This window comes from Kitasatospora sp. NPDC092948 (genome assembly GCF_044754805.1).
Classification (GTDB): domain Bacteria; phylum Actinomycetota; class Actinomycetes; order Streptomycetales; family Streptomycetaceae; genus Kitasatospora.
Genome location: NZ_JBIVPU010000002.1, coordinates 233,745 through 256,593, shown reverse-complemented (window position 1 = coordinate 256,593; position 22,849 = coordinate 233,745). Strand labels below are relative to the sequence as shown.

The following is a 22,849-nucleotide window of genomic DNA, read 5'->3' as shown; positions in this document are numbered from 1 at the left end:
TTCGGCTGAACCGCAGGGCGGTCACCCCACTCGGGGTGGCCGCCCTGCGGCGTTCCCGGCCCCAGGGTCCACCTAGGGGATCCCCCTGGGGACGGAGGCGGCAGAACCACTCCGTGGAGGGAGGCGCACCGCCCCCGGCAGGCGGGAGACTCGGGGGAGTCGAAAAGGAGGACACGCGGTGAAGCGGATCATGGGGGCGGCGGCGGTCGTGGGGCTGCTGGTGGTCGGGGCGGTGGGCTGCGGGCCGTGGGGCGATCAGCAGCGCAAGACGGTGTCGTACGAGGTGCCCGGGCAGGTCGATCAGCTGGTGGTCGACGGGACCACCGGCGGCATCGACGTCCGGGTCGGCGACGGGCCGGTGCGGGTGGTGGAGAAGCGGTCCTGGCGGGACCAGGAGCCGCAGGGCAGCCACGAGCTCAAGGACGGGGTGCTGAAGCTGACCTACTCGTGCTCCAGCTGCGGGATCGGCTACGAGGTGCACGTCCCGGCCGGCACCAAGCTGAAGCTCACCCAGACCAGCGGCGGCATCCAGCTGCACGACGTGGCGGGCGACGTGGACGCCACCGTGACCTCCGGCGGGATCAACGCCTCCGGCCTGAAGTCGAAGAACGTGAAGCTGTCGGTGACCTCCGGCGGGGTGGAGGCCCGGTTCGCCGAGGCGCCGGACCGGGCGGAGCTGACCACCGACTCCGGCGGCGTGCAGCTGAAGGTGCCGGCGGGGCAGCAGTACCAGGTGGACGCGCGCGCCGACAGCGGCGGCACCCAGGTGAAGGTGCCCTCGACGCCCGGGGCGCCGCACGTCCTGATCGCCCACGCCGACAGCGGCGGCGTGCAGGTGGAGAACGGCTGACCGGCGGGCCGAACTGTCGGTGGCGGGGCATAGGTTGAGGTGTGTCGGCAGGCGGCGAGGCCCCGCCGGCACCCCCGAACTCTGTGCCCGAAAGGGGCGTCGGTCATGTCCGCCACCGTTTCCGCAGACCCGCAGGTGACCTACCTGGAGCTCTCCGAGGACCAGGGCAGTGCCCACAAGTTCTACGAAGTCACGGTCAAGGGCGCCGAGTTGACGATCCGCTACGGCCGGATCGGCGAGCCGGGCACGACGAAGACCACGCTCTGCCCGAGCGCGGAGAAGGCCGCCGCGACGGCCGCCAAGAAGATCGGCGAGAAGGTCCGCAAGGGCTACGCCCCGGCGGTCCGGGGGGTGCGCCAGCGCCGGGCGGTGACGCGCCGACAGATCACCTCGACCCGTTCCACCGCCCGCCAGGCGCCGCTGCTGTGGCGCTTCCGCTCCGGCTCGCCCGCGTTCGGGGTGTACGTCGGCGAGGAGCACGCCTGGGTCGGCAACGAGAGCGGCGACGTCTACACGCTGACCAGGGACGGCGAGGTCACCGGCCGGTTCGGCCTGCCCGACGGCGTCAAGTGCATCGTCGCCGACGACTGGTGGATCTACGCCGGCTGCGACGACGGCAAGGTGTACGACCTCGGCGGCAAGGTGCCGCGGGTGGCGTACGAGATCGCCCAGGACGTCGACATCTACTGGCTGGACATCCACGACGGCGTGCTCGGCGTCGCCGACGCGCGCGGCGGGCTGACCACCGTCGACCACGAGGACGAGTTCCAGTGGCGGCGCAAGGCCGACGGCAGCGCCGGCTGGATGGTGCGCTGCGACGCCGACTCCGTCTACCACGGCTACTCGGCGGGCGTCACCCGGTACGCGAAGCGCGGCGGCGACCAGCAGTGGCACACCCGCACCAAGGGCCAGGTGCTGTTCGGCTGGCAGGAGCGGGACGAGGTGTTCGCCGGCACCTCGCAGGGCTGGGTGCACCGGCTGCGCAAGTCCGACGGCGCCGAGGTCACCGCGTACCACTGCGACGCCGCGGTGTTCTCCTGCGCGGCCTCCCCGGACGGCGAGTACGTGTTCGCGGGCGACAACCACTCGTCCGTCTACTGCTTCGCCGCCGACGGCACCCGGCTGTGGAAGCTCGGCACCGGCTGCGGCTCCGCGTACAGCATGCAGTACCGCGACGGGCGGCTGTACGTCGTCACCACCGACGGCTCGCTGGCTTGCCTGGACGCCTCGCCGGGCGCCGTGCAGGCCGCCGAGCAGGGCACCCTGCCGGCCACCGCCGAGGTGACCGGCCGCGGCTTCGCCCGGGTGGAGTCGTCCGCGGAGCTGGAGACCGTCACCGTCACCGCGGCAGCGGCGGGCGGCGCCGGCATCGAGGTGGAGTGCGTCGCCGACGGCGCCCGGCTGCGGGTGCGGGTGGTCTCGCCCGGCTTCGACCCGTCCTGGCGGGTGCAGTTCCCGAAGGACGTCCGGGTGGCCGGCGCGCGCTACCTGGTGGCGGAGGTCCGGGAGTCCGCGTCCGGCGGGTTCTACCGGGCCCGCGGAGAGATCAAGCGGCTGCTGTGACGCCCCGGCATTGACGCATCGTCAGGGGCGCTCCCGGCCGGGGGCGCCCTTCGGCGTTCTCGGGCGCGGCGGCCGCCCGGCGAGGCGAGAGGGCGCGCGAACGGGGAAGTGGACGGAGGGCCTGCCGGCCCGGGTCGCAGAAGCGGGGGCTGCGGGACCGGGTGTCTGCGGTGGTGTTCGCGTACGAGGCGGGGGCGGTGACGGCGGGGGAGTGGCGAACACGTCCCTGGGGTCGCACCCGCTCTCGTCCCTGATCCTGGTTCAGGGTTTTCCCCCTTGGAAGGGAGGGTCCGGTTTCACCGTTGAGGGGGAGTTGCGCCGCAGTCCCGCGCGGGAGGGTTGGGGGTGTCGAGAACGGCACGGGTGCGGAGGGGCTGGGAAATGGTGACGGGGCGTCGGGCGCTGGGATGGTCGGCGGGGCTGCTGGCGGCGTACGGGGCGGTGCGGTTGGTGCCGGGGTCGCGGGGGGTGGGGATCGGCTGGACGGTCGGGCATGTCGCGCTGTTCGCGGGGCTGGCGCTGATGGGCCTGGGCATGGTGGAACTGTGGCGGCTGGGCGGCGAGCGCGGCGGCTGGGGCAAGGTGTGGCTGGGGGCGGGGCTGGCGGGCGTCGCGGCGGGTCTCGCGCAGAGTGCGATCGACCTGTACGCGAACGCGGTCTCCGCGGACGAGGCGGCGCGCAGCGAGTTGTTCGACCGGGTGCAGTCGGTGCCGGGGGTGATGCCGCTGGTGTACACGGTGGTCCCGCTGCTGCTGTACGTCGGGCTGTTGGGGCTGCTGGTGCTGCTGACGGCGCGTCGGGTGGTGCGGTGGTGGAGCCCGGTGCTGGTGCTGGCGGGGACGGTGCTGATGGGGATGTCGCTGGACTTCATGCCGATCGGTGCGGCGCTGTACCTGGCGGCGTTCTGGCCGGTGATAACCGGTGGTCAAGGCGGGCTGCGGGCCGTACCGTCCCGGGCATGACTGAGAAGCGTCCACTGGTGGCGGTGTTGACGGGTGCGGGGATCTCCACGGATTCGGGGATTCCCGACTATCGCGGCCCGCAGGGCCTCTGGCAGCGCGATCCGAGTGCGCAGGAGCTGGTGACGATCGGCCCGTACCTGGCGAGCACCGAGGTGCGGCGCCGGTCCTGGCTGATGCGGCGGGACGCCGGGGCGGTCGACGCGAAGCCGAATGCCGGGCACCGGGCGCTGGTGGAGCTGGAGCGGTCGGGCGTGCCGATGCGGGTGCTGACGCAGAACGTGGACGGCCTGCACCAGGCGGCGGGGCTGACCGCCCGGAAGGTGATCGAGCTGCACGGCACCGCCACCGAGGTGCAGTGCGAGAGGTGCAAGGCCGTCGGGCCGATGGCGGCGGCGCTGGAGCGGGTCGCGGCGGGGGAGGACGACCCGGCGTGCGAGCAGTGCGGCGGGGTACTGCGGCCGCGCACGGTGATGTTCGGCGAGACGCTGGACGAGCGGGTGCTGACGCAGGCGGACGCGATCGCCAAGGGGTGCCAGGTCTTCGTGGCGGTGGGCAGTTCGCTCCAGGTGCATCCGGCGGCGCTGCTGCCGCGGATCGCGCTGGAGCACGGCGCGAAGCTGATCGTGGTGAACGGCGAGCCCACCCCGTACGACGGGGAGGCGCACGAGGTGATCCGGGAGCCGATCTCGGAGGCGCTGCCGAAGCTGGTGCGTCGCCTGGTGGACGGCGACCTGGCCCGGGGCTGAGGGTAAACCCGCAGGTCGGGCGGCATACGATGGCAATCTGACGAGCAGGGAGACACCTCCATGGCGCTTGATGCCTTCGATCCGTGGTCGGCCGAGTTCGTGGCCCACCCGTACCCGGCGTACGCCGCGCTGCGCGAGCAGTCGCCGGTCGTCCACTACGAGCCGAGCGACCAGTGGCTGGTCTCCCGGTACGCGGACGTCAACGCGCTGCTGCGGGACCGGCGGCTGGGGCGGACGTTCACGCACCGGTTCAGCCACGAGGAGTTCGGGCAGGACGCGCCGAACCCGGCGCACGAGCCGTTCCACACCCTGAACGACTACGGCCTGCTGGACCTGGAGGGCCCCGACCACACCCGGATCCGCCGGCTGGTCTCCAAGGCGTTCACCCCGCGCATGGTGGAGTCGCTGCGCCCGACCGTGCAGCGACTGGCCGGCGAGCTGGTCGACGGGCTGCTCGCCGACGGCGGCGGCGACCTGATCGCGAAGGTCGCCGAGCCGCTGCCGGTCGCGGTGATCGCCGAGATGCTCGGCGTCCCGGAGTCGGACCGGCACCTGCTGCGGCCCTGGTCGTCCGACATCACCGGGATGTTCGAGCTCAACCCGTCCGAGGAGACGGCCCGCCGGGCGGTCACCGCCAGCCTCGAATTCTCCGCCTACCTGCGGGAGTTGATCCGCCGTCGGCGCGAGCAGCCGGGCGCCGACCTGATCAGCGCGCTGGCCCAGGCCGCCGAGGACGGGCAGGTGCTCAGCGAGCAGGAGATGATCTCCACCTGCGTGCTGCTGCTGAACGCCGGCCACGAGGCGACCGTCAACACCACCGGCAACGGCTGGTGGGCGCTGCTCCGCAACCCCGGCGAACTCGCCCGGCTGCGCGGCGCGGTGGACGAACTGCTGCCCACCGCCATCGAAGAGCTGATGCGCTACGACACCCCGCTGCAGATGTTCGAACGCTGGGTGCTGGAGGACATCGAGGTCGGCGGCGTGACGATCCCGCGCGGCTCCGAGGTCGCCCTGCTGTTCGGCTCCGCCAACCGCGACCCGGAACGCTTCGCCGACCCCGACCGGCTCGACCTGGGCCGCGCCGACAACCCGCACATCACCTTCGGCGCCGGAATTCACTTCTGTCTCGGCGCGCCGCTTGCCAGACTCGAACTCACCGAGTCCTACGGAGCGCTGCTCCGCAAGGCCCCCGGGCTGACGCTGGTGCGCGAACCCGAATGGAACCCCGGCTACGTGATCCGCGGACTCAAGGAACTGCTGGTCGAGATCTGAGAGGGGTGCGCCGTGGGGCGGGCGACGGGAGCGATGCTGGGACTGGCGATCGGCGACGCACTGGGAAAGCGCACCGAGTTCCTGACGACCCAGGAGATCGGGCTGCTCAGCCCGGACTGGCGGCAGCTCCCGCTGCCGAAGAAGGCCCAGGTCACCGACGACACCCAGATGACGCTGGCGCTCGCCCGCGCCCTGCGCACCGGTCTGGCGGAGGGCCCGCTCGTCCCGCTGCGCCTCGAACTGCCGCTCCGCGAGGAGTTCGTGGACTGGTGGCGCTCCCCGGACAACAACCGGGCCCCCGGCATGACCTGCCTGCGGTCCTGCTTCCGGCTGTCCACCGGCGGGCCCTGGCAGGACGCGTCCGACATCGGCTCCAAGGGCTGCGGCGCCAACATGCGGGTCGCCCCGCTCGGCCTGGTCCGGGAACTGACGGACCGACAGGTGTCCGGGGCGTCCCAGCTCCAGTCCGGCCTCACCCACGGCCACCCGACGGCGCTGGCCGCCGGCGAACTCACCGCGTTCACCGTCCGCTGGCTCGCCCAGGGCGTCGACCCGGCCGAACTCCCCGCCCGGCTCCGCGCCCACGCCCGCCAACAGCGCACCCACTACGACGAGTTCTGGCTCGGCGACCTCGCCGCCCGGGACCACTTCGGCTCGCCCGAGGAATTCATCGCGCGCGGCTGGGACGAATGCCTCCTCGCCCTCGACCGGCTCGACGCCGCGCTCGCCGCCGACGAGGTCGACGCCGACCCGTGCGAGCGGACCGGCGAGGGCTGGGTCGCCGAAGAGGCCTTCGCCACCGCGCTGCTCTGCTTCCTGCTGCTCCCCGACGACCCGGTCGCCGCCGTCCGCCGGGCCGCCGTCTCCGCCGGCGACTCCGACTCGCTCGCCTGCCTGGCCGGAGCGTTCGCCGGCGCCCGGCACGGCGAGAGCGCCTGGCCCGGCGAGTGGGTCGAGCGGATCGAGTACCGCAAGGAACTGCTCGCCTTCGGCGCGCTCTGGGACTGACCCCGGCCCGGCGTTCCCGACGGGCCGGGGCCGGCGCTCCACCGCTCGGGCCGACGACGGCGGGGCGGCCGGGCAGCCGGGCGTCGGGGTACGGAGGCAGGTGCTTGTTGTGCGGCTGGTTCGCGTCCGGGCCCGGAGGGGTTTCCGGCAGGGGCGTGGGCGGCGAGCTGGGCGGGGGTGGGGCGGGGTCGGCGTGGCGCTGCTCGGGCCGGTGTCGGGCGGACGGCCGGGCGGCGGGCGCGAAGGCAGGTGCCCGCCGTGCTGACTGTCCGGCTTCCGGCCGCGGGGGCTGTGCGCTGTCAGCTCAGGCCCGTGGCGGCGAGTCGGCCGTGCCGCAGGCTGCTGCCGACTCGTTTCCCGGCCGGGCCGGCTGGGTGTTGTCAGTTCAGGCCCATGGCGGCCAGCCAGTCCGGGAAGCCGGTCAGCAGGCGGTCGTACAGGTCGGCGTCGGCGAGGGCCCGCGGGTTGCGGCCGGCCGGGAAGAAGCCGGCGTTGTCGACCGGCCGTGTGGCCGGGACGGGGAGTTCGTCCAGTCGGCGGAGGAAGGCGAACTCCTGGTCGGCGGGGTCGCCGAAGCCCACGAACTGCCAGTAGATCGGCAGTTCGGCGGCCAGGCAGAGCATGTCCCGGGCCGCCGCCCGCGAGGTCGGGCCGCCGTCGGTCTGGAACACCACCAGCGCCGGGTCGGTCGCCCCCGAGCGCTGGTAGTGCCGGATGACGGCCTTCATCGCCAGGTGGTAGTTGGTCCGGCCCATGTGTCCCAACGCGGAGTGCAGGCGGCCGATCCGGTTCCGGTGGTCGTCGAGCGAGATCTCGGCGACGCCGTCCACCCCGGTGGAGAAGAACACCACCGGCACCCGCCCGTCGTCGTCCAGGTGCGCCGAGAGCGCCAGCACCTGCTCGGCGAAGTGCTGGACGGCCCCGGAGCGGTAGTGCGGGCGCATCGAGCCGGAACGGTCGAGCACCAGGTAGACGGCGGCCCGGACGTCCTGCAGCCCGCTCTTCGTCAGACTGACCCGCGCGGACTTGTACAGGTCGACCAGCCCGGGCGCGGCGGCCGACACCTTCTCCAGATTCAGCCCCATCCGGTCACCCGACCGGCAGCGGGTAGCGGTCGGCGAGCGCCGTCCGGTCGCCGTGGGCGAAGGTCACCAGGTCGTCGGCGACCTGGAGGAGCACCGCCCGGCCCTCCACCAACGCGCACCAGTCGGCGGGCAGCCCGGACAGGCCGTACATCGCGCCCACCAGGTTGCCGCAGACCGCGCCCGCGGAGTCGCTGTCGCCGGAGTGGTTCACCGCCAGCACCAGCGCCTCCCGGGCGTCCGCGCCGACCAGGGCCGCGTACACCGCGATCGCCAGGCACTCCTCGGCGACCCAGCCCAGGCCGACCCGCTCCACGGACTCCGGCGAACCCGGACCCTCCTCGGCCACCCGCACCGCCCGGCGCAGCGCCTCCGTCGTCTCCTCGTGGGACGGCATCGCCGCCAGCCGCGCCAGCGTCGAGGCCACCGCCGCCCGCAGCGGCACCCCGGCCGCCACCCGCTCGATCAGCGCGGCGAACGCGCCCGCCGCCAGGTACCCCGTCGGGTGACCGTGCGTCAGCTGCGCGGCCAGCGCCGCCTGCCGGAACGCCTCGTCCGCGCCCAGGCCGGCCAGGCCGAACGGCGCCGAGCGCATCACCGTCCCGCAGCCCTTCGAGTTCGGGTTCACCGGGCCGTCCTGCCCGAACGGGACGGCCTCCGTGAAGTCCAGCACCACACCCGTCATGCAGGCGTTGCCCGGCGCGCGGGAGGCGTACAGGAACTCCTGCCCGGCCAGCCAGCCGTCCGGGAACCGCTCGGGGCCGGGCAGCCGCTGGGTCTGGAACCAGCGGCGGTATGCCGAGTGCAGGTCCTCGCGGCGGCCGCCGCGCAGCAGGCCCTCCGCGGTGAACAGCGTCATCTGCGTGTCGTCGGTGATCTGGCCGCCGCGGTCGGAGTCCGCCAGGTCGGTCAGGCCCGCCTCGCCGTACTGCCGCCGGATGTTGTCCAGCCGCAGGAACTCGATCGGCCAGCCCAGCGCATCGCCCAGCGCGCCGCCGACCAGCGACCCGCGCACCCGCTCCGAGAACTCCATCCCGATCCCCCCTGTGTGATGTGCGCCGACCCTACGTCAGCGTTCGATCCGGCCCGAACCCCGGTGCAGCGTGGCCCGGTCGGCGGCGGCCCGGCCCTCCACCCAGCCCTCGCCGTCGCTCACCCGCACCCGCTGCGACACCAGCTTCGGGAACATCCTGCCCACCGCATCGTCCACGGCCTCCGCCCGGGCCGCCAGCACCGGCAGCAGCCCGCCGTCCACGGTCGGCACCGGCAGCGCCCCGCCGCCGTCCTCGACACCGCCCGGCTCGGCCGGCCGGCCCGCCGCCGCGTCCTCGGTGGCCCGCTCGGTGGCGTCCGCCAGCCGCTCCCGGATCCGCGCCGCGTACGCCACCAGGAACGACTGCCGGAACGCCTTCGTCCGGGCCGCGCCGTCCTTGTGCTTGCGGCTGCCCGCCCGCTGCATCGCCGCCGTCGCCTGCACCAGCAGCGAGGTGTACAGCAGCTCGACGCCGTCCAGGTCGGCGTCGAAGCCGATCACCGTGCAGAACCCGAACTCCTTCGCCCACACCACCCGGCACCGGTTCGCCGCCGCCACCGCGTCCAGCAGCATCGTCTTCGGGCCCTCGTACGGGTTGTCCACGCCGATCCGCAGCGCCGCCGGCTGGTCCGCGGCCGGACCGCCCGCCGACAGCAGCGCCTCGTCGATGGAGTGACGGGCCATCAACTCCTGGGCCTTCGCGGTCAGCGCCTCCGCCTCGTCCGGGAACGCCGTCGACTCCGCCTTCGCCAGCAGCGCCCGGATCCGCCCCAGCATCCGCGGCTCCCCGCTGCGCGGCGCGCTCGCCCGCGGCGCGGACTGCCCCGGCGCCGGGCCCACCGGCTGCACCGGAGGCAGCAGCGCCCACACCCGCAGCAGCTCCAGGGCCGCCGTGGCGAGCGCGAACCGGTCCAGCCGGTGCCGGTCCGCGAACGCCTGCAGGTAGGCCTCGTCGGACGCCCACCAGGGCTCCGCCTCCAACTCCCGCAGCTGCTCGCGCCAGCGCCGGTCCAGCGCGGCGGCCGGATGCCGGCGGCTCTCCGCCGCGATCAGGTCCACCGCCAGCGCGACCTGCACCGGGCCCAGCTCGCGCCGCGCCACCCGCACCAGGTCGGCCGGCCGCCAGCCCGCCGCCCAGCACCGGCCCACCGACCGCTCCGCGAAGCCCAGCAGCGCCCGGCTCACCAGCGGCCACCGGTCCGCGGACGCCGCCAGCAGCGAGGCCGCGCCGTCCACCACGAACTCCAGCCCGTCGGCCGGCGCGCCCGTCACCCGGCCCACCGCCTCCGCCAGCAGCTCGTCCACGGGCTGATCGGTGCTGGTCACGGCGGTCCTGCTTCCTGGGGCGCGGGGGAGGGGTGCTCCCCATGATGCCGGAGCGGGCTGCCGGAACGCGCCGGTCGACCGGCCGGGGCGTCCCCGCCGCGCGAGATCCGCTGCCGCGCCGAAGCGCGGTCCGCGGTGGGCGGCGCCGACAGCGCGGCCCCCTCGGCGGAGCGGACGGCCGGGCCCTCGGCGGGCGCCCGCCCGACGGTGCCGGCCGGCTCCGGGTCGAACGCGCGGTCGGCGGCGATCGCGGCCGGACCGGGGTCCTCGTCGACGGTCCGACGGCGGACGACGTCATCGGCCCCGGGCGCGCACGCACGACAGCGGCGGGCCCGGGGCCGGTCGACGGTCCGTCAGCGCTCGATCACCCGGGCGAGGATCTCCGGCAGCCGCTTGATCAGCCCGCCGGACGCGATCCGGATGCCCAGCAGCAGCATCCCCGCGCCGTACAGCAGACCGGCCGGCAGCACCGGCCAGGCGGGGGAGTGGGAGGCCAGCAGGATGCCGAGGGTGATGCCGATCGGCGCGCAGCCCACCGAGACGCCGATCATCGAGCCGAAGGCGTTCAGCATCACCACGCCGTTCTGCCCGGGCGCGGCACTGCGCATCGGGTTGCCGTCGGCGGGCAGCGCGTACGGGGCGTACACGCTGCTCAGACAGCCCAGGCCGACGCTGGTGCCCAGCACGGCGAAGGCGATGCCGAGCGCGGGCGCGAGCTCCTGCCACCGGCCGGTGACGGCGGCGAGCACCGGGCCGGCCAGCAGCAGCACGGCGACGCCGTACAGCAGCACGGCGAACACCCGGCCGCGCAGCTCGTCGCGGGCGTCCCGACGGGTGATCAGGGTGGCGGCGACCATCCAGAACCCGGAGCCGTCCATGCCGAACAGGTTGCCGGACTGCAGGCCGAGCATCAGCGCGCCGAGCGCGATCACGTACACCGAGCCCCAGCCCTGGACCACCGACAGCGCCGCGATCACGCAGGTCATGCCGATGCCGGTGAAGACCGCGGCCTTCGCCCGGGGCTCGCGCCAGGCGTAGCGCAGGTGCCGCTGGGCGGCCGTGCCGGCCCGGCCGGCGGGCAGCAGACGCCAGGCGCGGGAGCCCGAGCCGGAGTGCACCGAGGAGGTCTTCACCAGCGTGGAGGCGTCGCCGGAGACCATCAGGTCCTGCAGGCTCCGCAGCCACCAGCGCAGCAGCACGGCCAGCAGCCCGACGGCGAGCGCCAGTTGCAGCGCCGCGACCAGGTAGGCGCCCTCGCCGGCCGAGCGCACCGCGTCGATCGCGGAGACCGGCGGGATCCAGCGCACCACGGACGCGTACGGGTGCAGCACCGACAGGTCGAAGCTCCGGTCGGGCTGCCGGAGGGCGCTCTGCACGCCCAGGTTGCCGAGCTGGATCAGCACCGCGAACAGCAGGCCGCCGAAGATCGCGAAGTCCTTGCCGCGCCGGCTGGACAGCAGCCGGGCATTGGCGGCCGCCACCGAGCGGGTCAGGGTGACCAGCAGCACCAGGGTCAGCGGCACCGCGACCACCGCGACCACCGCGGAGGCCGCGCCCCGCCCGCCCGCGGCGGCCGCGCCGGCCAGCACCAGCAGGCCGAGCACCGGGCCCGGGCCGACCAGGCTGCCGAACAGGGTGCCGCGCAGCAGGGCGGGCGGGCGCAGCGGCAGCATGGTGAGCCGGGTCGGGTCGGCGCTCTCGTCGCCGGCGAAGAAGAACAGCGGCATGGCGGTCCAGGCGACGGCCAGTCCGGCGGTCAGCACCGCGGCGGCGTCGGCGGCGCCGGTCCGCCCGTGCAGCGCCACCAGGCCGGCGGCCACGGACAGCGCGATCAGCGCCCCGAAGGCGCTGCCGGCCAGGTAGCCGGCGGCCCGGCCGGGGCTGCGCCGCAGCCCGTTGCGCAGCAGCCGGACCTTGAGCGAGACCAGCGCGCGGACGACGGCCCGGTCGTCCGCGGGGGTGGCGGCGGTGCTCACTGGTGGCCCCCACCGAGCCAGCCGAGCGCCTGCCCGTCGTCCTCGCGGACGCCGACCAGCCCGAGGAACGCCTGGTGCAGCGAGGTCTCGCCGCGCACCTGGTCGAGCGGCCCGGCGGCGACCACCTGGCCGGCATTGACCACGGCGACCCAGTCGCACAGCGACTCGACGAGCTCCATGACGTGGCTGGAGAACACCACCGTGGAGCCGGAGGCGGCGTACCGGGTCAGCACGCCGCGGATGGTCTGCGCGGAGACCGGGTCGACGCCCTCGAACGGCTCGTCCAGGAACAGCACGTCGGGGTTGTGCAGCAGCGCCGCGGCCAGGCCGATCTTCTTGCGCATGCCGGTGGAGTAGTCGGCGACCAGCTTGTCGGCGGAGCCGGTCAGGTCGAGGACGGCGAGCAGTTCCTCGGCGCGGCGGTCGGTCTCGGGGCCGGGCAGGCCGCGCAACCGGCCGTTGTACTGGAGCAGTTCGCGTCCGCTGAGCCGCTCGAACATCCGCAGGCCCTCGGGCAGGATGCCGATCCGGGACTTGACCGCGACCGGGTCCTGCCAGACGTCGGTGCCGTCTATCAGCACGGTGCCCCGGTCGGGGCGGAGCAGGCCGGTGACCATCGACAGGGTGGTGGTCTTGCCCGCGCCGTTCGGGCCGACCAGCCCGATGAACGAGCCGGCGGGCAGGTCGAGGTTCAGTCCGGCGACGGCGGTCTGGGCACCGAAGCGCTTCCACAGGTCGCGGATCGAGACGGCGGGCGGCGGGGTGGTCGCCTCCATGGCAGCTGATCTCCTTGTCGAGGTCGGTCGTTGCCGATCTACACGACCTTATGATCATTTCTTTACCGTTCCATCCCCCATGTGGCGGTATTGCCGAACGGGTTGACCGACCGTCAGTCGCTCACCCCCGGCGATTCGGCAACTACCCGGACCCGCCGTTCGTCCTGCATCCTGAGAAGCGACGCGCAGCGTGGGGAACGGGAGGTGGCCGTCATGACCGGTCAGTGGGGAACGCCGGCGCCGTACGGGCAGCAGCCCTGGCAGCCGGTGCCGACATCGCAGTCCGTGATGCGCGCCGCGCACGCCGACCGCGAACGCACCGTGGACGTCCTGAAGGCCGCCTACGCCGAGGGCCGGCTCAGCGCCGCCGAGTACGAGCAGCGGATGGCCTCGGCCCACCAGGCCGCCACCTACGGCGAGCTGTCCACCCTGGTCGCCGACCTGCCGTCCGGGCCGATGGCGGCCCCGTTCGGCGCGCCCGTCCCGGCCACCTTCCTGCAGCAGCCGCCGCTGCCGGTCGCGCAGGGCCACAACGGCCTGGCGGTGGCCTCGGCGATCCTCGGCGGCCTGTGCGTGTTCACCGGCGGCCTCACCGGCCTGCCCGCCGTGATCACCGGCCACATGGCCCGCTCCCAGATCCGCCGCACCCGGGAGAACGGCGACGGCCTGGCGATTCTCGGCCTGGTGTTCGGCTGGCTCTCACTTGCCGGATGGGTGGCGTTCGTGCTTCTGGTGGTCGCGGTGGCCGGCAGCGGCTCGCCGCAGTGAGCCGCAGCTCGGTCGCCCGCCCCGGCGCGCCCCATTTGTTTTGACCGCCGCCTGTGCGCTAGGTACGCTCTGACCTTGTGCCTGGGGTGTGCCCGGGTCCTTGTGCGTGCCAGCAGATCGGCCGCCGTGGCGGAGACTCCACCCGCCCGGCCTGTGCCGTAGCCGCAGCTCAGCTCGGGATTCCGTGATTCTTCCCCCGAAGAAGGCCAACACGCCCGACCGCGTGGGTCGGAGAGTGGGGGCCACACCGCAGGTTAGTTCCACCAAGCCTTGGCACACAGAAAACGGAGAAACGGTGCCTACGATCCAGCAGCTGGTCCGAAAGGGCCGGCAGGACAAGGTCGAGAAGAACAAGACGCCCGCACTGAAGGGTTCGCCCCAGCGCCGCGGCGTCTGCACGCGTGTGTACACGACCACCCCGAAGAAGCCGAACTCGGCTCTCCGTAAGGTCGCCCGTGTGCGCCTCACCAGCGGGATCGAGGTCACCGCTTACATTCCGGGCGAGGGCCACAACCTGCAGGAGCACTCCATCGTGCTGGTCCGCGGTGGCCGTGTGAAGGACCTTCCTGGTGTCCGCTACAAGATCATCCGCGGTTCGCTCGACACCCAGGGTGTCAAGAACCGCAAGCAGGCTCGCAGCCGCTACGGCGCCAAGAAGGAGAAGTAAGAATGCCTCGTAAGGGCCCCGCCCCGAAGCGCCCGGTCATCATCGACCCGGTCTACGGCTCCCCGCTGGTGACCTCGCTGGTCAACAAGATCCTGCTGCACGGCAAGCGCTCCACCGCCGAGCGGATCGTCTACGGCGCCCTCGAGGGCGTCCGTGAGAAGACCGGCGCCGACCCGGTTGTCGCGCTGAAGCGCGCGCTGGAGAACGTCAAGCCGACCCTCGAGGTCAAGTCCCGCCGCGTCGGTGGCGCCACCTACCAGGTGCCGGTCGAGGTCCGCCCGGGCCGCGCCAACACCCTGGCGCTGCGCTGGCTGGTCGGTTACTCCCGCGCCCGTCGCGAGAAGACCATGACCGAGCGTCTGCTCAACGAGATCCTCGACGCCAGCAACGGCCTGGGCGCTTCCGTGAAGCGTCGCGAGGACACCCACAAGATGGCCGAGTCCAACAAGGCCTTCGCGCACTACCGCTGGTAGTCCGAACCCCGTCACTAGACAGAGAGAGAACGAGCCACCATGGCTGCAACCTCCCTTGACCTCGCCAAGGTCCGCAACATCGGGATCATGGCGCACATCGACGCGGGCAAGACCACCACCACCGAGCGGATCCTGTTCTACACCGGTGTCTCGTACAAGATCGGTGAGGTCCACGATGGCGCTGCCACCATGGACTGGATGGAGCAGGAGCAGGAGCGCGGCATCACCATCACGTCCGCCGCGACGACCTGCCACTGGAACCTCGACGGTGTTGAGAACACGATCAACATCATCGACACCCCGGGTCACGTCGACTTCACCGTCGAGGTGGAGCGCTCGCTGCGCGTCCTCGACGGCGGCGTGACGGTGTTCGACGGCGTCGCCGGTGTCGAGCCCCAGTCCGAGACCGTGTGGCGGCAGGCTGACCGCTACGGCGTCCCGCGCATCTGCTTCATCAACAAGCTGGACCGCACGGGCGCCAACTTCTTCTTCTGCGTGCAGACCATCGTGGACCGCCTCGGCGCCACCCCGCTGGTCATGCAGCTGCCGATCGGTGCCGAGGCCGACTTCACCGGCGTCGTCGACCTGGTGAAGATGAAGGCCCTGGTCTACTCGGCCGACGCCCCCAAGGGCGAGATGTACGACACCGTCGAGATCCCGGCCGACCTGGCCGAGCAGGCCGCGGAGTACCGCGAGGCCCTGATCGACACCGTGTCGAACATCAGCGACGAGGTGATGGAGCTCGCCCTGGAGGGCGAGGACATCCCCGAGGAGCTGCTGGTCGCCGCGATCCGCAAGGGCACGCTGAACTCGGACTTCACCCCGATCTTCTGCGGCTCGGCGTTCAAGAACAAGGGCGTCCAGCCCCTGCTCGACGCGGTTGTGAAGTACCTGCCGTCGCCCCTCGACATCGAGGGCATCGAGGGCACCAAGCCGAACAACCCCGACGAGAAGATCGTCCGTCAGGCCTCGGACGACGAGCCGCTCGCCGCGCTCGCGTTCAAGATCATGTCTGACCCGCACCTGGGCAAGCTCACCTTCGTCCGCGTGTACTCCGGCCGCCTGGAGTCCGGCACCTCGGTGCTGAACTCCGTCAAGGGCAAGAAGGAGCGCATCGGCAAGATCTACCGCATGCACGCGAACAAGCGTGAGGAGATCGACTCGGTGGGCGCCGGCGACATCATCGCCGTCATGGGCCTGAAGCAGACCACCACCGGTGAGACGCTGTCCGACGAGAAGCAGCCGGTCATCCTGGAGTCCATGGACTTCCCGGCCCCGGTCATCCGCGTCGCGATCGAGCCCAAGTCCAAGGGCGACCAGGAGAAGCTGGGTGTCGCCATCCAGCGCCTGGCCGAGGAGGACCCGTCCTTCCAGGTCAACACGGACGAAGAGACCGGCCAGACCATCATCGCGGGTATGGGCGAGCTGCACCTCGAGGTGCTGGTCGACCGTATGCGCCGTGAGTTCAAGGTCGAGGCCAACGTCGGCAAGCCGCAGGTCGCGTACCGCGAGACGATCCGCAAGGCCGTCGAGCGCATCGACTACACGCACAAGAAGCAGACCGGTGGTTCCGGCCAGTTCGCGAAGATCCAGATCGCGATCGAGCCGCTGGAGTCCGGCGAGGGCTACGAGTTCGTCAACAAGGTCACCGGTGGCCGCGTGCCGAAGGAGTACATCCCCTCGGTCGACGCCGGTTGCCAGGAGGCCATGGAGTTCGGCGTGCTCGCCGGCTACCCGCTCCAGGGCGTTCGCGTGAGCCTGCTCGACGGTGCGTCGCACGACGTCGACTCGTCCGAGCTCGCGTTCAAGATCGCCGGTTCCATGGCGTTCAAGGAAGGTGCCAAGAAGGCGTCGCCGGCTCTGCTCGAGCCGATGATGGCCGTCGAGGTCACCACCCCCGAGGACTACATGGGCGACGTGATCGGCGACATCAACTCCCGCCGTGGCCAGATCCGTGCCATGGAGGAGCGTCACGGCGCCCGCGTCGTCAAGGCGCTGGTGCCGCTGTCCGAGATGTTCGGCTACGTCGGTGACCTGCGCAGCAAGACCTCTGGTCGCGCAAGCTACTCGATGCAGTTCGACTCGTACGCCGAGGTTCCGCGGAACGTGGCGGACGACATCATCGCCAAGGCCAAGGGCGAGTGACGTCCCGGTAATTCGGGATGAATCAGACCCTTTAGGCTAGAAGGAGGGCACCCGGACGTCACCCGTCCGGGCTCCGCCCGGGAGCCCTCCGGCACCCCCACCCGCGGGACGGCATGGGGCGCGACCAGCGCCCCGTTCCAAAACCCGATCCAGACCAACTGACGTCGTACGGCGTACAGAACTGTCCTCAGGAGGACTGCAGTGGCGAAGGCGAAGTTCGAGCGGACGAAGCCCCACGTCAACATCGGCACCATTGGTCACATCGACCACGGTAAGACCACGCTGACCGCGGCCATCACCAAGGTGCTGCACGACGCGTACCCGGAGATCAACCCCTTCACGCCGTTCGACCAGATCGACAAGGCGCCGGAAGAGCGTCAGCGCGGTATCACCATCTCCATCGCGCACGTCGAGTACCAGACCGAGGCGCGTCACTACGCCCACGTCGACTGCCCGGGTCACGCGGACTACATCAAGAACATGATCACCGGTGCGGCCCAGATGGACGGTGCGATCCTCGTCGTCGCCGCCACCGACGGCCCGATGCCGCAGACCAAGGAGCACGTCCTCCTGGCCCGCCAGGTCGGCGTCCCCTACATCGTTGTCGCCCTGAACAAGGCCGACATGGTGGACGACGAGGAGATCCTGGAGCTCGTCGAGCTCGAGGTCCGTGAGCTCCTCTCCGAGTACGAGTTCCCGGGCGACGACCTGCCGGTCGTCCGCGTCTCCGCGCTGAAGGCGCTGGAGGGCGACAAGGAGTGGGGCGAGAAGCTCCTCGGCCTGATGCACGCGGTCGACGAGGCCATCCCGACCCCGGCTCGCCTCACCGACCAGCCGTTCCTGATGCCGATCGAGGACGTCTTCACGATCACCGGTCGTGGCACCGTCGTCACCGGTCGTATCGAGCGTGGCATCCTCAAGGTCAACGAGACCGTCGACATCATCGGCATCAAGACCACCAAGACCACCACCACGGTCACCGGTATCGAGATGTTCCGCAAGCTGCTCGACGAGGGCCAGGCCGGTGAGAACGTCGGTCTGCTGCTCCGTGGCATCAAGCGCGAGGACGTCGAGCGCGGCCAGGTCATCATCAAGCCGGGTTCGGTCACGCCGCACACCGACTTCGAGGCCCAGGCCTACATCCTGTCGAAGGACGAGGGTGGCCGTCACACCCCGTTCTTCAACAACTACCGCCCGCAGTTCTACTTCCGTACCACGGACGTGACCGGCGTCGTGACCCTCCCCGAGGGCACCGAGATGGTCATGCCGGGCGACAACACCGCCATGACCGTCGCGCTGATCCAGCCCGTCGCCATGGAGGAGGGCCTGAAGTTCGCCATCCGTGAGGGTGGCCGCACCGTCGGCGCCGGCCAGGTCACCAAGATCGTCAAGTAATTTGACGCTCTGACCCCTTGGTCAGCGGGGAGCCCCCGGTGGACGCGAGTCGTCCGCCGGGGGCTCCTCCCTTTTCCGGGCGCGGGCCTTTCCGGGTGCGACGTGCCGGAAACGCGACGTGCCGGAAAAAGGGGTCGGCCCCCGGGAACCTGGTTCCCGGGGGCCGACCCCTTCGCGCGCGTGGCGCGCCACGTCACTGCACGGGGGTGCTGTACTGCTCCTCCGGCGCGTTCACCTTGGCCAGCCACATCGCCTCGACGGCGGCGCGGATGGTGCGCTTCGGCTCCCAGCCGAGCTCCTCGCGGGCGATCGAGATGTCCATCTGCTGCCACTCGGTCTCCGGGCCGCCGTCGCCGGGGGCCGGGACCTCGGTGATCTCCACCGGAACGCCGCTGACCTCGATCAGCGATTCGACGGCGGAACGGGCGGTGGTCGCCCGGCCGGTGCCGATGTGGATCAGCGGGCTGCGGGTCGGCCGGGCCGCGGCGACGATCGCGTCCGCGGTGTCCTCGATGTTGATGAAGTCCCGCTCGGCGGCCAGCGGCTGAAGCGACAGCTGCGCGGTCTCGCCGGCCTGCCGGGCCGCGTTCAGCTTGCCGGTGATGACGCCCAGCAGGCTGTTGTTCGCCTGGCCCGCGCCGAGCGAGTGCGCCAGGCGCAGCACCACGCCGTCGATCGTGCCGGCCTCGACGGCCTTCACCACGAGGTCGGTGGCGACCAGCTTGAGCCGGCCGTACGGGTTGACCGGGTTGACCGGGCCGTCCTCCCGCTGGCTGACGCCGACCGGGGCCAGTCCGGCCTCGTGCACGCTGCCGAGGTGGACCAGGCGCGCCGGGGCCGCCATCGCGGGGATGGCCTCCAGCAGGTGCTCGACCAGCACCACGTAGGTGACCTGCATCTGCTCCTCGGACAGGCCCCACGGGCTGCCGGCCGCGTTGACGACCAGCGAGACCTGCTCGCGGTCGAGGAACGCGGTGAGGTCCGCCACCGGGGCGGTGCTCACGTCGAGCTGGACGAACCGGCCGGCCGTCGGCACGGCGGGCGCGGTGCGGGCCACGCTGAGCACGTCGTAGCCCTGCGCGACGAACGCGGAGCACAGCACCCGCCCGAGGGTGCCGGTGCCACCGAGGACGGCGACGGTCTTACGGGCTTCGGTCATGCGAGGGCTCCGATCGGGGGAGGGGTGAGGAGGGTCAGCGGGACTTGGCGGTGGCCGTGGCGAACTTGAGCAACCGCTTGACGCCGGCCCGCTGGCCCGACTTGACGGCCCCGGGGAGCAGGGTGATCGCGTGCAGGCGGGTCGAGGTGTGCCAGCGGGCCGCCCGGGCGGCCTTGGACCAGCCCTGGGCGTCCAGCCGGTCGGCCACCGAGAGGAAGAACTGGCGGGCCTCGATGAACCGGACGCCGCTGGCCGCGGTGCGCGCGGAGGCGCTGGAGGTGTGCCGGCGGTACTGGAAGCAGAGCGTGTCGTCGATGACCATGGAGCCGCCGGCCTGGAGCAGGTCGATCACCAGGGCCAGGTCCTGGATGATCTCGACGTCGTCCCGGAAGCCGATCTCCCGCACCAGGTCGGTCCGCCAGACCAACGAGGGGAAGTACAGCCAGTTGCCGCGCAGCAGGCTGGTCGCCAGCTCTTCGCCCTGCATCAGCCGGCGGCCCTGGAACCGGGGTGCGTACAGCCGGCGCTTGGTCTCGTCGGCCAGCGTGTGGACGACCGCGCCGGAGCCGTCGATCACCTCGACGCCGGGCTGCACCAGGGTCGCGCCCGGGTGCGCGGCCAGCGCGGCCCGGACGGTCGCCACGTAGTTCGGCAGCATGATGTCGTCCGGGCCCATCATGACCGCGTACTCGTGCTCGATCAGGCCGAGGCACTTGCGGTAGTTGTTGGTGATCCCGAGGTTGACCTCGTTGCGCAGGTACGTGACCCGGTCGTCGTCCAGCTCGGCGAACCACTCCGGGACACCGGGCTCCCTGCCGTCGTCGACGACCGTCAGCCGCCAGTCGGGATCGGTCTGCGCCAGGATGCTGCGCACGGTGGCCTGCAGCAGGGAGACGTCGCCGTAGTACGGGAGCAAGATATCCAGCGTGGTCATGAGGGGGCGCATCCGGTGCTCGTAGGGCCGCCCAGTAGTAGACGGATCCGGCGGCGTCATCATACCGAGGTGCGGATTGTCGCTTGCCCGTTCGAATCGCGAGAGCCCGCCCCGGTGGTGGTCGGGGCGGGCTCTCGTATGCCGGGCGCGGAAGGACCGGGAGGTCAGACGGTCCGGAGGCTCGCGTAGAACTCCTGGCACGCCGCGTAGTCGGGCAGCAGGCCGGACGCCTTGGCCTCGGCCAGCGAGGGGGCGGCCTTGTCGCGGTCCGAGAAGATCGGCGCCTCGGCCGGCCACTCGATGGCGAGGTCCGGGTCGAGCGGGTTGATCGCGTGCTCGGCGCTCGGGTTGAAGGTCTCGGAGCAGATGTACGACAGCGTGGCGTCGTCGCTCAGCGCGCAGAAGCCGTGGCCGAGGCCCTCGGAGATGTAGACGGCGCGGCGGTCGACGTCGTCCAGCCGGACGCCCTCCCACTGGCCGAAGGTGGGGGAGCCCACCCGGAGGTCGACGATCACGTCGAGCACGGCGCCGCGCACGCAGGTCACGTACTTGGCCTGGCTCGGCGGCACGTCGGCGAAGTGGATGCCGCGCACCACGCCCTGGGCGGACACCGAGAGGTTGCCCTGGGCCAGTCGCAGCGGGTGGCCGACGGCCTCCGCGAGGCGGTCGAAGCGGTACCACTCCATGAACAGCCCGCGGGAGTCGCCGTGCTGCGGGGAGGTCACCTCGAAGGCGCCCGATATGCCAAGTTCGCGGATCTTCATCGACCGTTCTCCTCTTCCAGAAGCCCAAGCAGGTAGTCACCGTAGCCGCTCTTGCGCAGCGGCTCGGCCAGCGCCCGCAGCTGGGCGTCGTCGATCAGGCCGGCCCGCCAGGCGGTCTCCTCGACACAGCCGATCTTGAAGCCCTGGCGCTCCTCGATGACCCGGACGAACTCGGAGGCCTGGACCATCGACACGAACGTGCCGGTGTCCAGCCAGGCGGTGCCCCGGTCGAGGATGGTGACCTGGAGCTCGCCGCGCCGCAGGTAGGCGTCGTTGACGGCGGTGATCTCCAGCTCGCCGCGGGCGCTCGGCTCCAGGTTCTCGGCGATCTTGACGACCTGGTTGTCGTAGAAGTAGAGGCCCGGCACCGCGTAGCGCGACTTCGGGGTCTCGGGCTTCTCCTCGATGGATATGACGCGGCCGTCCGCGTCGAACTCGACCACGCCGTACGCGGTCGGGTCGGCCACCGGGTACGCGAAGACCCGGCCGCCCACCGGCTCGGTGTGCTGCGCGAGCCGGGTGCCCAGGCCGCTGCCGTGGAAGATGTTGTCGCCCAGGATCAGGGCCACCGGCTGGTCGCCGATGAAGTCCGCCGCCAGCACGAAGGCCTGGGCTATGCCCTCGGGGCGCTCCTGCACCTTGTACTCCAGGCGCAGACCGAGGTGGGACCCGTCGCCCAGCAGGCGCTGGAACTGCTCCTGGTCCTGAGGGGTGGTGATGATCATTATTTCGCTGATGCCCGCCATCACCAGGGTGGACAGCGGGTAGTACACCATCGGCTTGTCGAAGACCGGGAGGAGCTGTTTGGAGACGGCTCGTGTCAGCGGCCACAGTCGCGAGCCAGTACCGCCCGCCAGGAGGATTCCACGCATGTCGGCAGCTTAGTAGGTGCCCGGAACGGCAAATACCGGCCCCGAACATCGGCGCTACTTACGGCCTGTAGGATCCAGGCACTATGCGCATCCTCGTCACCGGCGGCGCCGGGTTCATCGGTTCGGAGTTCGTCCGTCAGCTGCTCGGTGCTGACGAAACGGCTCGCATCACGGTCTTCGACAAGCTGACCTACTCGGGCGTCGAGGCCAACCTCGCTCCGGTGGCGTCGCACCCCGGATACGCCTTCGTCCGCGGCGACATCTGCGACCCGGAGGCCGTCGACCAGGTCATGCCCGGCCACGACGTGGTCGTCCACTTCGCCGCCGAGTCGCACGTCGACCGCTCCATCGCCGGCGCCGGCCCCTTCGTGCTGACCAACGTGGTCGGCACCCAGGTGCTGCTGGACGCCGCCCGCAAGCACGGCGTGGCCCGCTTCGTCCACGTCTCCACCGACGAGGTCTACGGATCGATCGACGAGGGTTCCTGGACCGAGGAGTGGCCGCTCGCGCCGAACTCCCCGTACTCCGCCTCCAAGGCGGGCTCGGACCTGCTGGCGCTGGCCTACCACCGCACCCACGGCATGGACGTGGTGGTCACCCGCTGCTCCAACAACTACGGGCACTACCAGTTCCCGGAGAAGGTCATCCCGCTGTTCACCACGAACCTGCTGGACGGCAAGAAGGTCCCGCTGTACGGCAGCGGCGGCAACATCCGCGACTGGCTGCACGTCTCCGACCACTGCCGCGGGATCGAGCTGGCCATGCGCAAGGGCCGGGCCGGCGAGGTCTACAACATCGGCGGCGGCACCGAGCTGACCAACAAGGAGCTCACCGAGCTGCTGCTGCAGGCGGCCGGCGCGGACTGGTCCTCGGTCGAGCCGGTCGCCGACCGCAAGGGCCACGACCTGCGCTACTCGCTGGACATCAGCAAGATCGGCGAGGAGCTCGGCTACGCCCCGCAGGTCTCCTTCGAGGACGGCCTGGCGGCCACCATCGCCTGGTACCGCGACAACCGCGCCTGGTGGGAGCCGCTCAAGGCGTCCGCCGAGCTCGCCCGATGAGAGTGGAGACCTCCTC

The 22,849-nt window shown here is 71.7% G+C and carries 21 protein-coding genes; 12 read left to right on the top strand and 9 right to left on the bottom strand.

From position 1 onward, the window contains the following. Positions 1-178 precede the first annotated feature (178 nt). The 6 genes from ACIQF6_RS05840 (at position 179) to ACIQF6_RS05815 (ending at position 6,402) form a co-directional block, all read left to right on the top strand. The gene (locus ACIQF6_RS05840; protein ID WP_400890547.1) at positions 179-850 is read left to right on the top strand and encodes a DUF4097 family beta strand repeat-containing protein; all 672 of its coding nucleotides are present in this window, start codon (positions 179-181) and stop codon (positions 848-850) included. Positions 851-955: 105 nt separating this feature from the next. Continuing rightward, positions 956-2,413, top strand: coding sequence for a WGR domain-containing protein (locus tag ACIQF6_RS05835; RefSeq protein WP_400890545.1), 1,458 nt, complete (start codon positions 956-958; stop codon positions 2,411-2,413). 381 nt (positions 2,414-2,794) lie between these two features. Beyond that, positions 2,795-3,376, top strand: a complete 582-nt coding sequence (locus ACIQF6_RS05830) for a hypothetical protein (protein WP_400890543.1) — start codon at positions 2,795-2,797, stop codon at positions 3,374-3,376. Beyond that, on the top strand, positions 3,373-4,122 hold the full coding sequence (locus ACIQF6_RS05825) for an SIR2 family NAD-dependent protein deacylase (protein ID WP_400890541.1): 750 nt from the start codon (positions 3,373-3,375) through the stop codon (positions 4,120-4,122). The genes ACIQF6_RS05830 and ACIQF6_RS05825 overlap by 4 nt, the downstream gene beginning before the upstream one ends. Before the next feature lie 60 nt (positions 4,123-4,182). After that, a complete protein-coding gene (locus ACIQF6_RS05820) occupies positions 4,183-5,394 on the top strand; it encodes a cytochrome P450 (protein WP_400890539.1) in 1,212 nt (403 codons plus the stop codon). Between the two features lie 33 nt (positions 5,395-5,427). Further along, complete coding sequence (locus tag ACIQF6_RS05815; protein WP_400890537.1) at positions 5,428-6,402, top strand: ADP-ribosylglycohydrolase family protein; 975 nt, start codon at positions 5,428-5,430, stop codon at positions 6,400-6,402. Between the two features lie 380 nt (positions 6,403-6,782). Here the strand turns inward: ACIQF6_RS05815 and ACIQF6_RS05810 are convergent, their stop codons facing one another. The 5 genes from ACIQF6_RS05810 to ACIQF6_RS05790 all read right to left on the bottom strand — a co-directional run bounded on the left by ACIQF6_RS05810 (position 6,783) and on the right by ACIQF6_RS05790 (position 12,595). After that, positions 6,783-7,487, bottom strand: a complete 705-nt coding sequence (locus ACIQF6_RS05810; RefSeq protein WP_400890535.1) for a VWA domain-containing protein — start codon at positions 7,485-7,487, stop codon at positions 6,783-6,785. A gap of 4 nt (positions 7,488-7,491) precedes the next feature. After that, positions 7,492-8,517, bottom strand: a complete 1,026-nt coding sequence (locus tag ACIQF6_RS05805) for an ADP-ribosylglycohydrolase family protein (protein ID WP_400890533.1) — start codon at positions 8,515-8,517, stop codon at positions 7,492-7,494. Positions 8,518-8,553: 36 nt separating this feature from the next. Then, complete coding sequence (locus ACIQF6_RS05800; RefSeq protein ID WP_400890531.1) at positions 8,554-9,843, bottom strand: DUF2786 domain-containing protein; 1,290 nt, start codon at positions 9,841-9,843, stop codon at positions 8,554-8,556. Between the two features lie 353 nt (positions 9,844-10,196). Continuing rightward, complete coding sequence (locus tag ACIQF6_RS05795) at positions 10,197-11,819, bottom strand: transporter (protein ID WP_400890529.1); 1,623 nt, start codon at positions 11,817-11,819, stop codon at positions 10,197-10,199. Next, positions 11,816-12,595, bottom strand: a complete 780-nt coding sequence (locus ACIQF6_RS05790; RefSeq protein WP_400890527.1) for an ABC transporter ATP-binding protein — start codon at positions 12,593-12,595, stop codon at positions 11,816-11,818. Before ACIQF6_RS05790 ends, ACIQF6_RS05795 begins: the two co-directional genes overlap by 4 nt. A 213-nt stretch (positions 12,596-12,808) precedes the next feature. Here ACIQF6_RS05790 and ACIQF6_RS05785 point away from each other — a divergent pair, with 213 nt between their 5' ends. From ACIQF6_RS05785 to tuf, 5 genes are all read left to right on the top strand, one after another. Continuing rightward, positions 12,809-13,363, top strand: coding sequence for a DUF1707 and DUF4190 domain-containing protein (locus tag ACIQF6_RS05785; RefSeq protein WP_400890525.1), 555 nt, complete (start codon positions 12,809-12,811; stop codon positions 13,361-13,363). Positions 13,364-13,658: 295 nt separating this feature from the next. Then, entirely contained in the window at positions 13,659-14,030 is a 372-nt protein-coding gene (gene rpsL / locus ACIQF6_RS05780; protein WP_014144289.1) for a 30S ribosomal protein S12, read from the top strand. 2 nt (positions 14,031-14,032) lie between these two features. Beyond that, positions 14,033-14,503 carry a 30S ribosomal protein S7 gene (gene rpsG, locus ACIQF6_RS05775; protein ID WP_030457432.1) on the top strand — a complete coding sequence of 157 codons (471 nt, stop codon included), beginning with the start codon at positions 14,033-14,035 and terminating at the stop codon, positions 14,501-14,503. Positions 14,504-14,542: 39 nt separating this feature from the next. After that, positions 14,543-16,648, top strand: a complete 2,106-nt coding sequence (gene fusA / locus ACIQF6_RS05770; protein WP_400890523.1) for an elongation factor G — start codon at positions 14,543-14,545, stop codon at positions 16,646-16,648. 201 nt (positions 16,649-16,849) lie between these two features. Next, complete coding sequence (gene tuf, locus ACIQF6_RS05765; protein ID WP_380486762.1) at positions 16,850-18,043, top strand: elongation factor Tu; 1,194 nt, start codon at positions 16,850-16,852, stop codon at positions 18,041-18,043. Between the two features lie 193 nt (positions 18,044-18,236). Here the strand turns inward: tuf and ACIQF6_RS05760 are convergent, their stop codons facing one another. From ACIQF6_RS05760 to rfbA, 4 genes are all read right to left on the bottom strand, one after another. Then, a complete protein-coding gene (locus ACIQF6_RS05760) occupies positions 18,237-19,202 on the bottom strand; it encodes an NAD-dependent epimerase/dehydratase family protein (RefSeq protein WP_400890520.1) in 966 nt (321 codons plus the stop codon). 34 nt (positions 19,203-19,236) lie between these two features. Beyond that, positions 19,237-20,136, bottom strand: coding sequence for a glycosyltransferase family 2 protein (locus ACIQF6_RS05755; protein WP_400890518.1), 900 nt, complete (start codon positions 20,134-20,136; stop codon positions 19,237-19,239). 164 nt (positions 20,137-20,300) lie between these two features. Next, on the bottom strand, positions 20,301-20,900 hold the full coding sequence (gene rfbC, locus ACIQF6_RS05750; protein WP_400890516.1) for a dTDP-4-dehydrorhamnose 3,5-epimerase: 600 nt from the start codon (positions 20,898-20,900) through the stop codon (positions 20,301-20,303). After that, positions 20,897-21,772 (bottom strand): glucose-1-phosphate thymidylyltransferase RfbA, encoded by an 876-nt coding sequence (gene rfbA / locus ACIQF6_RS05745; RefSeq protein ID WP_400890514.1) that lies wholly within the window; start codon positions 21,770-21,772, stop codon positions 20,897-20,899. Before rfbA ends, rfbC begins: the two co-directional genes overlap by 4 nt. An 83-nt stretch (positions 21,773-21,855) precedes the next feature. On the opposite strand from rfbA, the gene rfbB reads away from it, so the two are divergent. Next, on the top strand, positions 21,856-22,833 hold the full coding sequence (gene rfbB / locus ACIQF6_RS05740) for a dTDP-glucose 4,6-dehydratase (protein WP_400890512.1): 978 nt from the start codon (positions 21,856-21,858) through the stop codon (positions 22,831-22,833). Positions 22,834-22,849 lie beyond the last annotated feature (16 nt).

Excerpts from the sequence above, each read along its gene's own strand:
- ACIQF6_RS05785 (WP_400890525.1), top strand. The coding sequence starts at position 12,809 with ATGACCGGTCAGTGGGGAACGCCGGCGCCGTACGGGCAGCAGCCCTGG.
- rfbA (WP_400890514.1), bottom strand. The coding sequence starts at position 21,772 with ATGCGTGGAATCCTCCTGGCGGGCGGTACTGGCTCGCGACTGTGGCCG.
- ACIQF6_RS05835 (WP_400890545.1), top strand. The coding sequence starts at position 956 with ATGTCCGCCACCGTTTCCGCAGACCCGCAGGTGACCTACCTGGAGCTC.
- ACIQF6_RS05760 (WP_400890520.1), bottom strand. The coding sequence starts at position 19,202 with ATGACCGAAGCCCGTAAGACCGTCGCCGTCCTCGGTGGCACCGGCACC.
- ACIQF6_RS05755 (WP_400890518.1), bottom strand. The coding sequence starts at position 20,136 with ATGACCACGCTGGATATCTTGCTCCCGTACTACGGCGACGTCTCCCTG.
- ACIQF6_RS05815 (WP_400890537.1), top strand. The coding sequence starts at position 5,428 with ATGCTGGGACTGGCGATCGGCGACGCACTGGGAAAGCGCACCGAGTTC.
- fusA (WP_400890523.1), top strand. The coding sequence starts at position 14,543 with ATGGCTGCAACCTCCCTTGACCTCGCCAAGGTCCGCAACATCGGGATC.
- ACIQF6_RS05830 (WP_400890543.1), top strand. The coding sequence starts at position 2,795 with ATGGTGACGGGGCGTCGGGCGCTGGGATGGTCGGCGGGGCTGCTGGCG.
- ACIQF6_RS05810 (WP_400890535.1), bottom strand. The coding sequence starts at position 7,487 with ATGGGGCTGAATCTGGAGAAGGTGTCGGCCGCCGCGCCCGGGCTGGTC.
- rfbB (WP_400890512.1), top strand. The coding sequence starts at position 21,856 with ATGCGCATCCTCGTCACCGGCGGCGCCGGGTTCATCGGTTCGGAGTTC.
- ACIQF6_RS05805 (WP_400890533.1), bottom strand. The coding sequence starts at position 8,517 with ATGGAGTTCTCGGAGCGGGTGCGCGGGTCGCTGGTCGGCGGCGCGCTG.
- rpsG (WP_030457432.1), top strand. The coding sequence starts at position 14,033 with ATGCCTCGTAAGGGCCCCGCCCCGAAGCGCCCGGTCATCATCGACCCG.
- ACIQF6_RS05820 (WP_400890539.1), top strand. The coding sequence starts at position 4,183 with ATGGCGCTTGATGCCTTCGATCCGTGGTCGGCCGAGTTCGTGGCCCAC.
- ACIQF6_RS05790 (WP_400890527.1), bottom strand. The coding sequence starts at position 12,595 with ATGGAGGCGACCACCCCGCCGCCCGCCGTCTCGATCCGCGACCTGTGG.
- rfbC (WP_400890516.1), bottom strand. The coding sequence starts at position 20,900 with ATGAAGATCCGCGAACTTGGCATATCGGGCGCCTTCGAGGTGACCTCC.
- ACIQF6_RS05825 (WP_400890541.1), top strand. The coding sequence starts at position 3,373 with ATGACTGAGAAGCGTCCACTGGTGGCGGTGTTGACGGGTGCGGGGATC.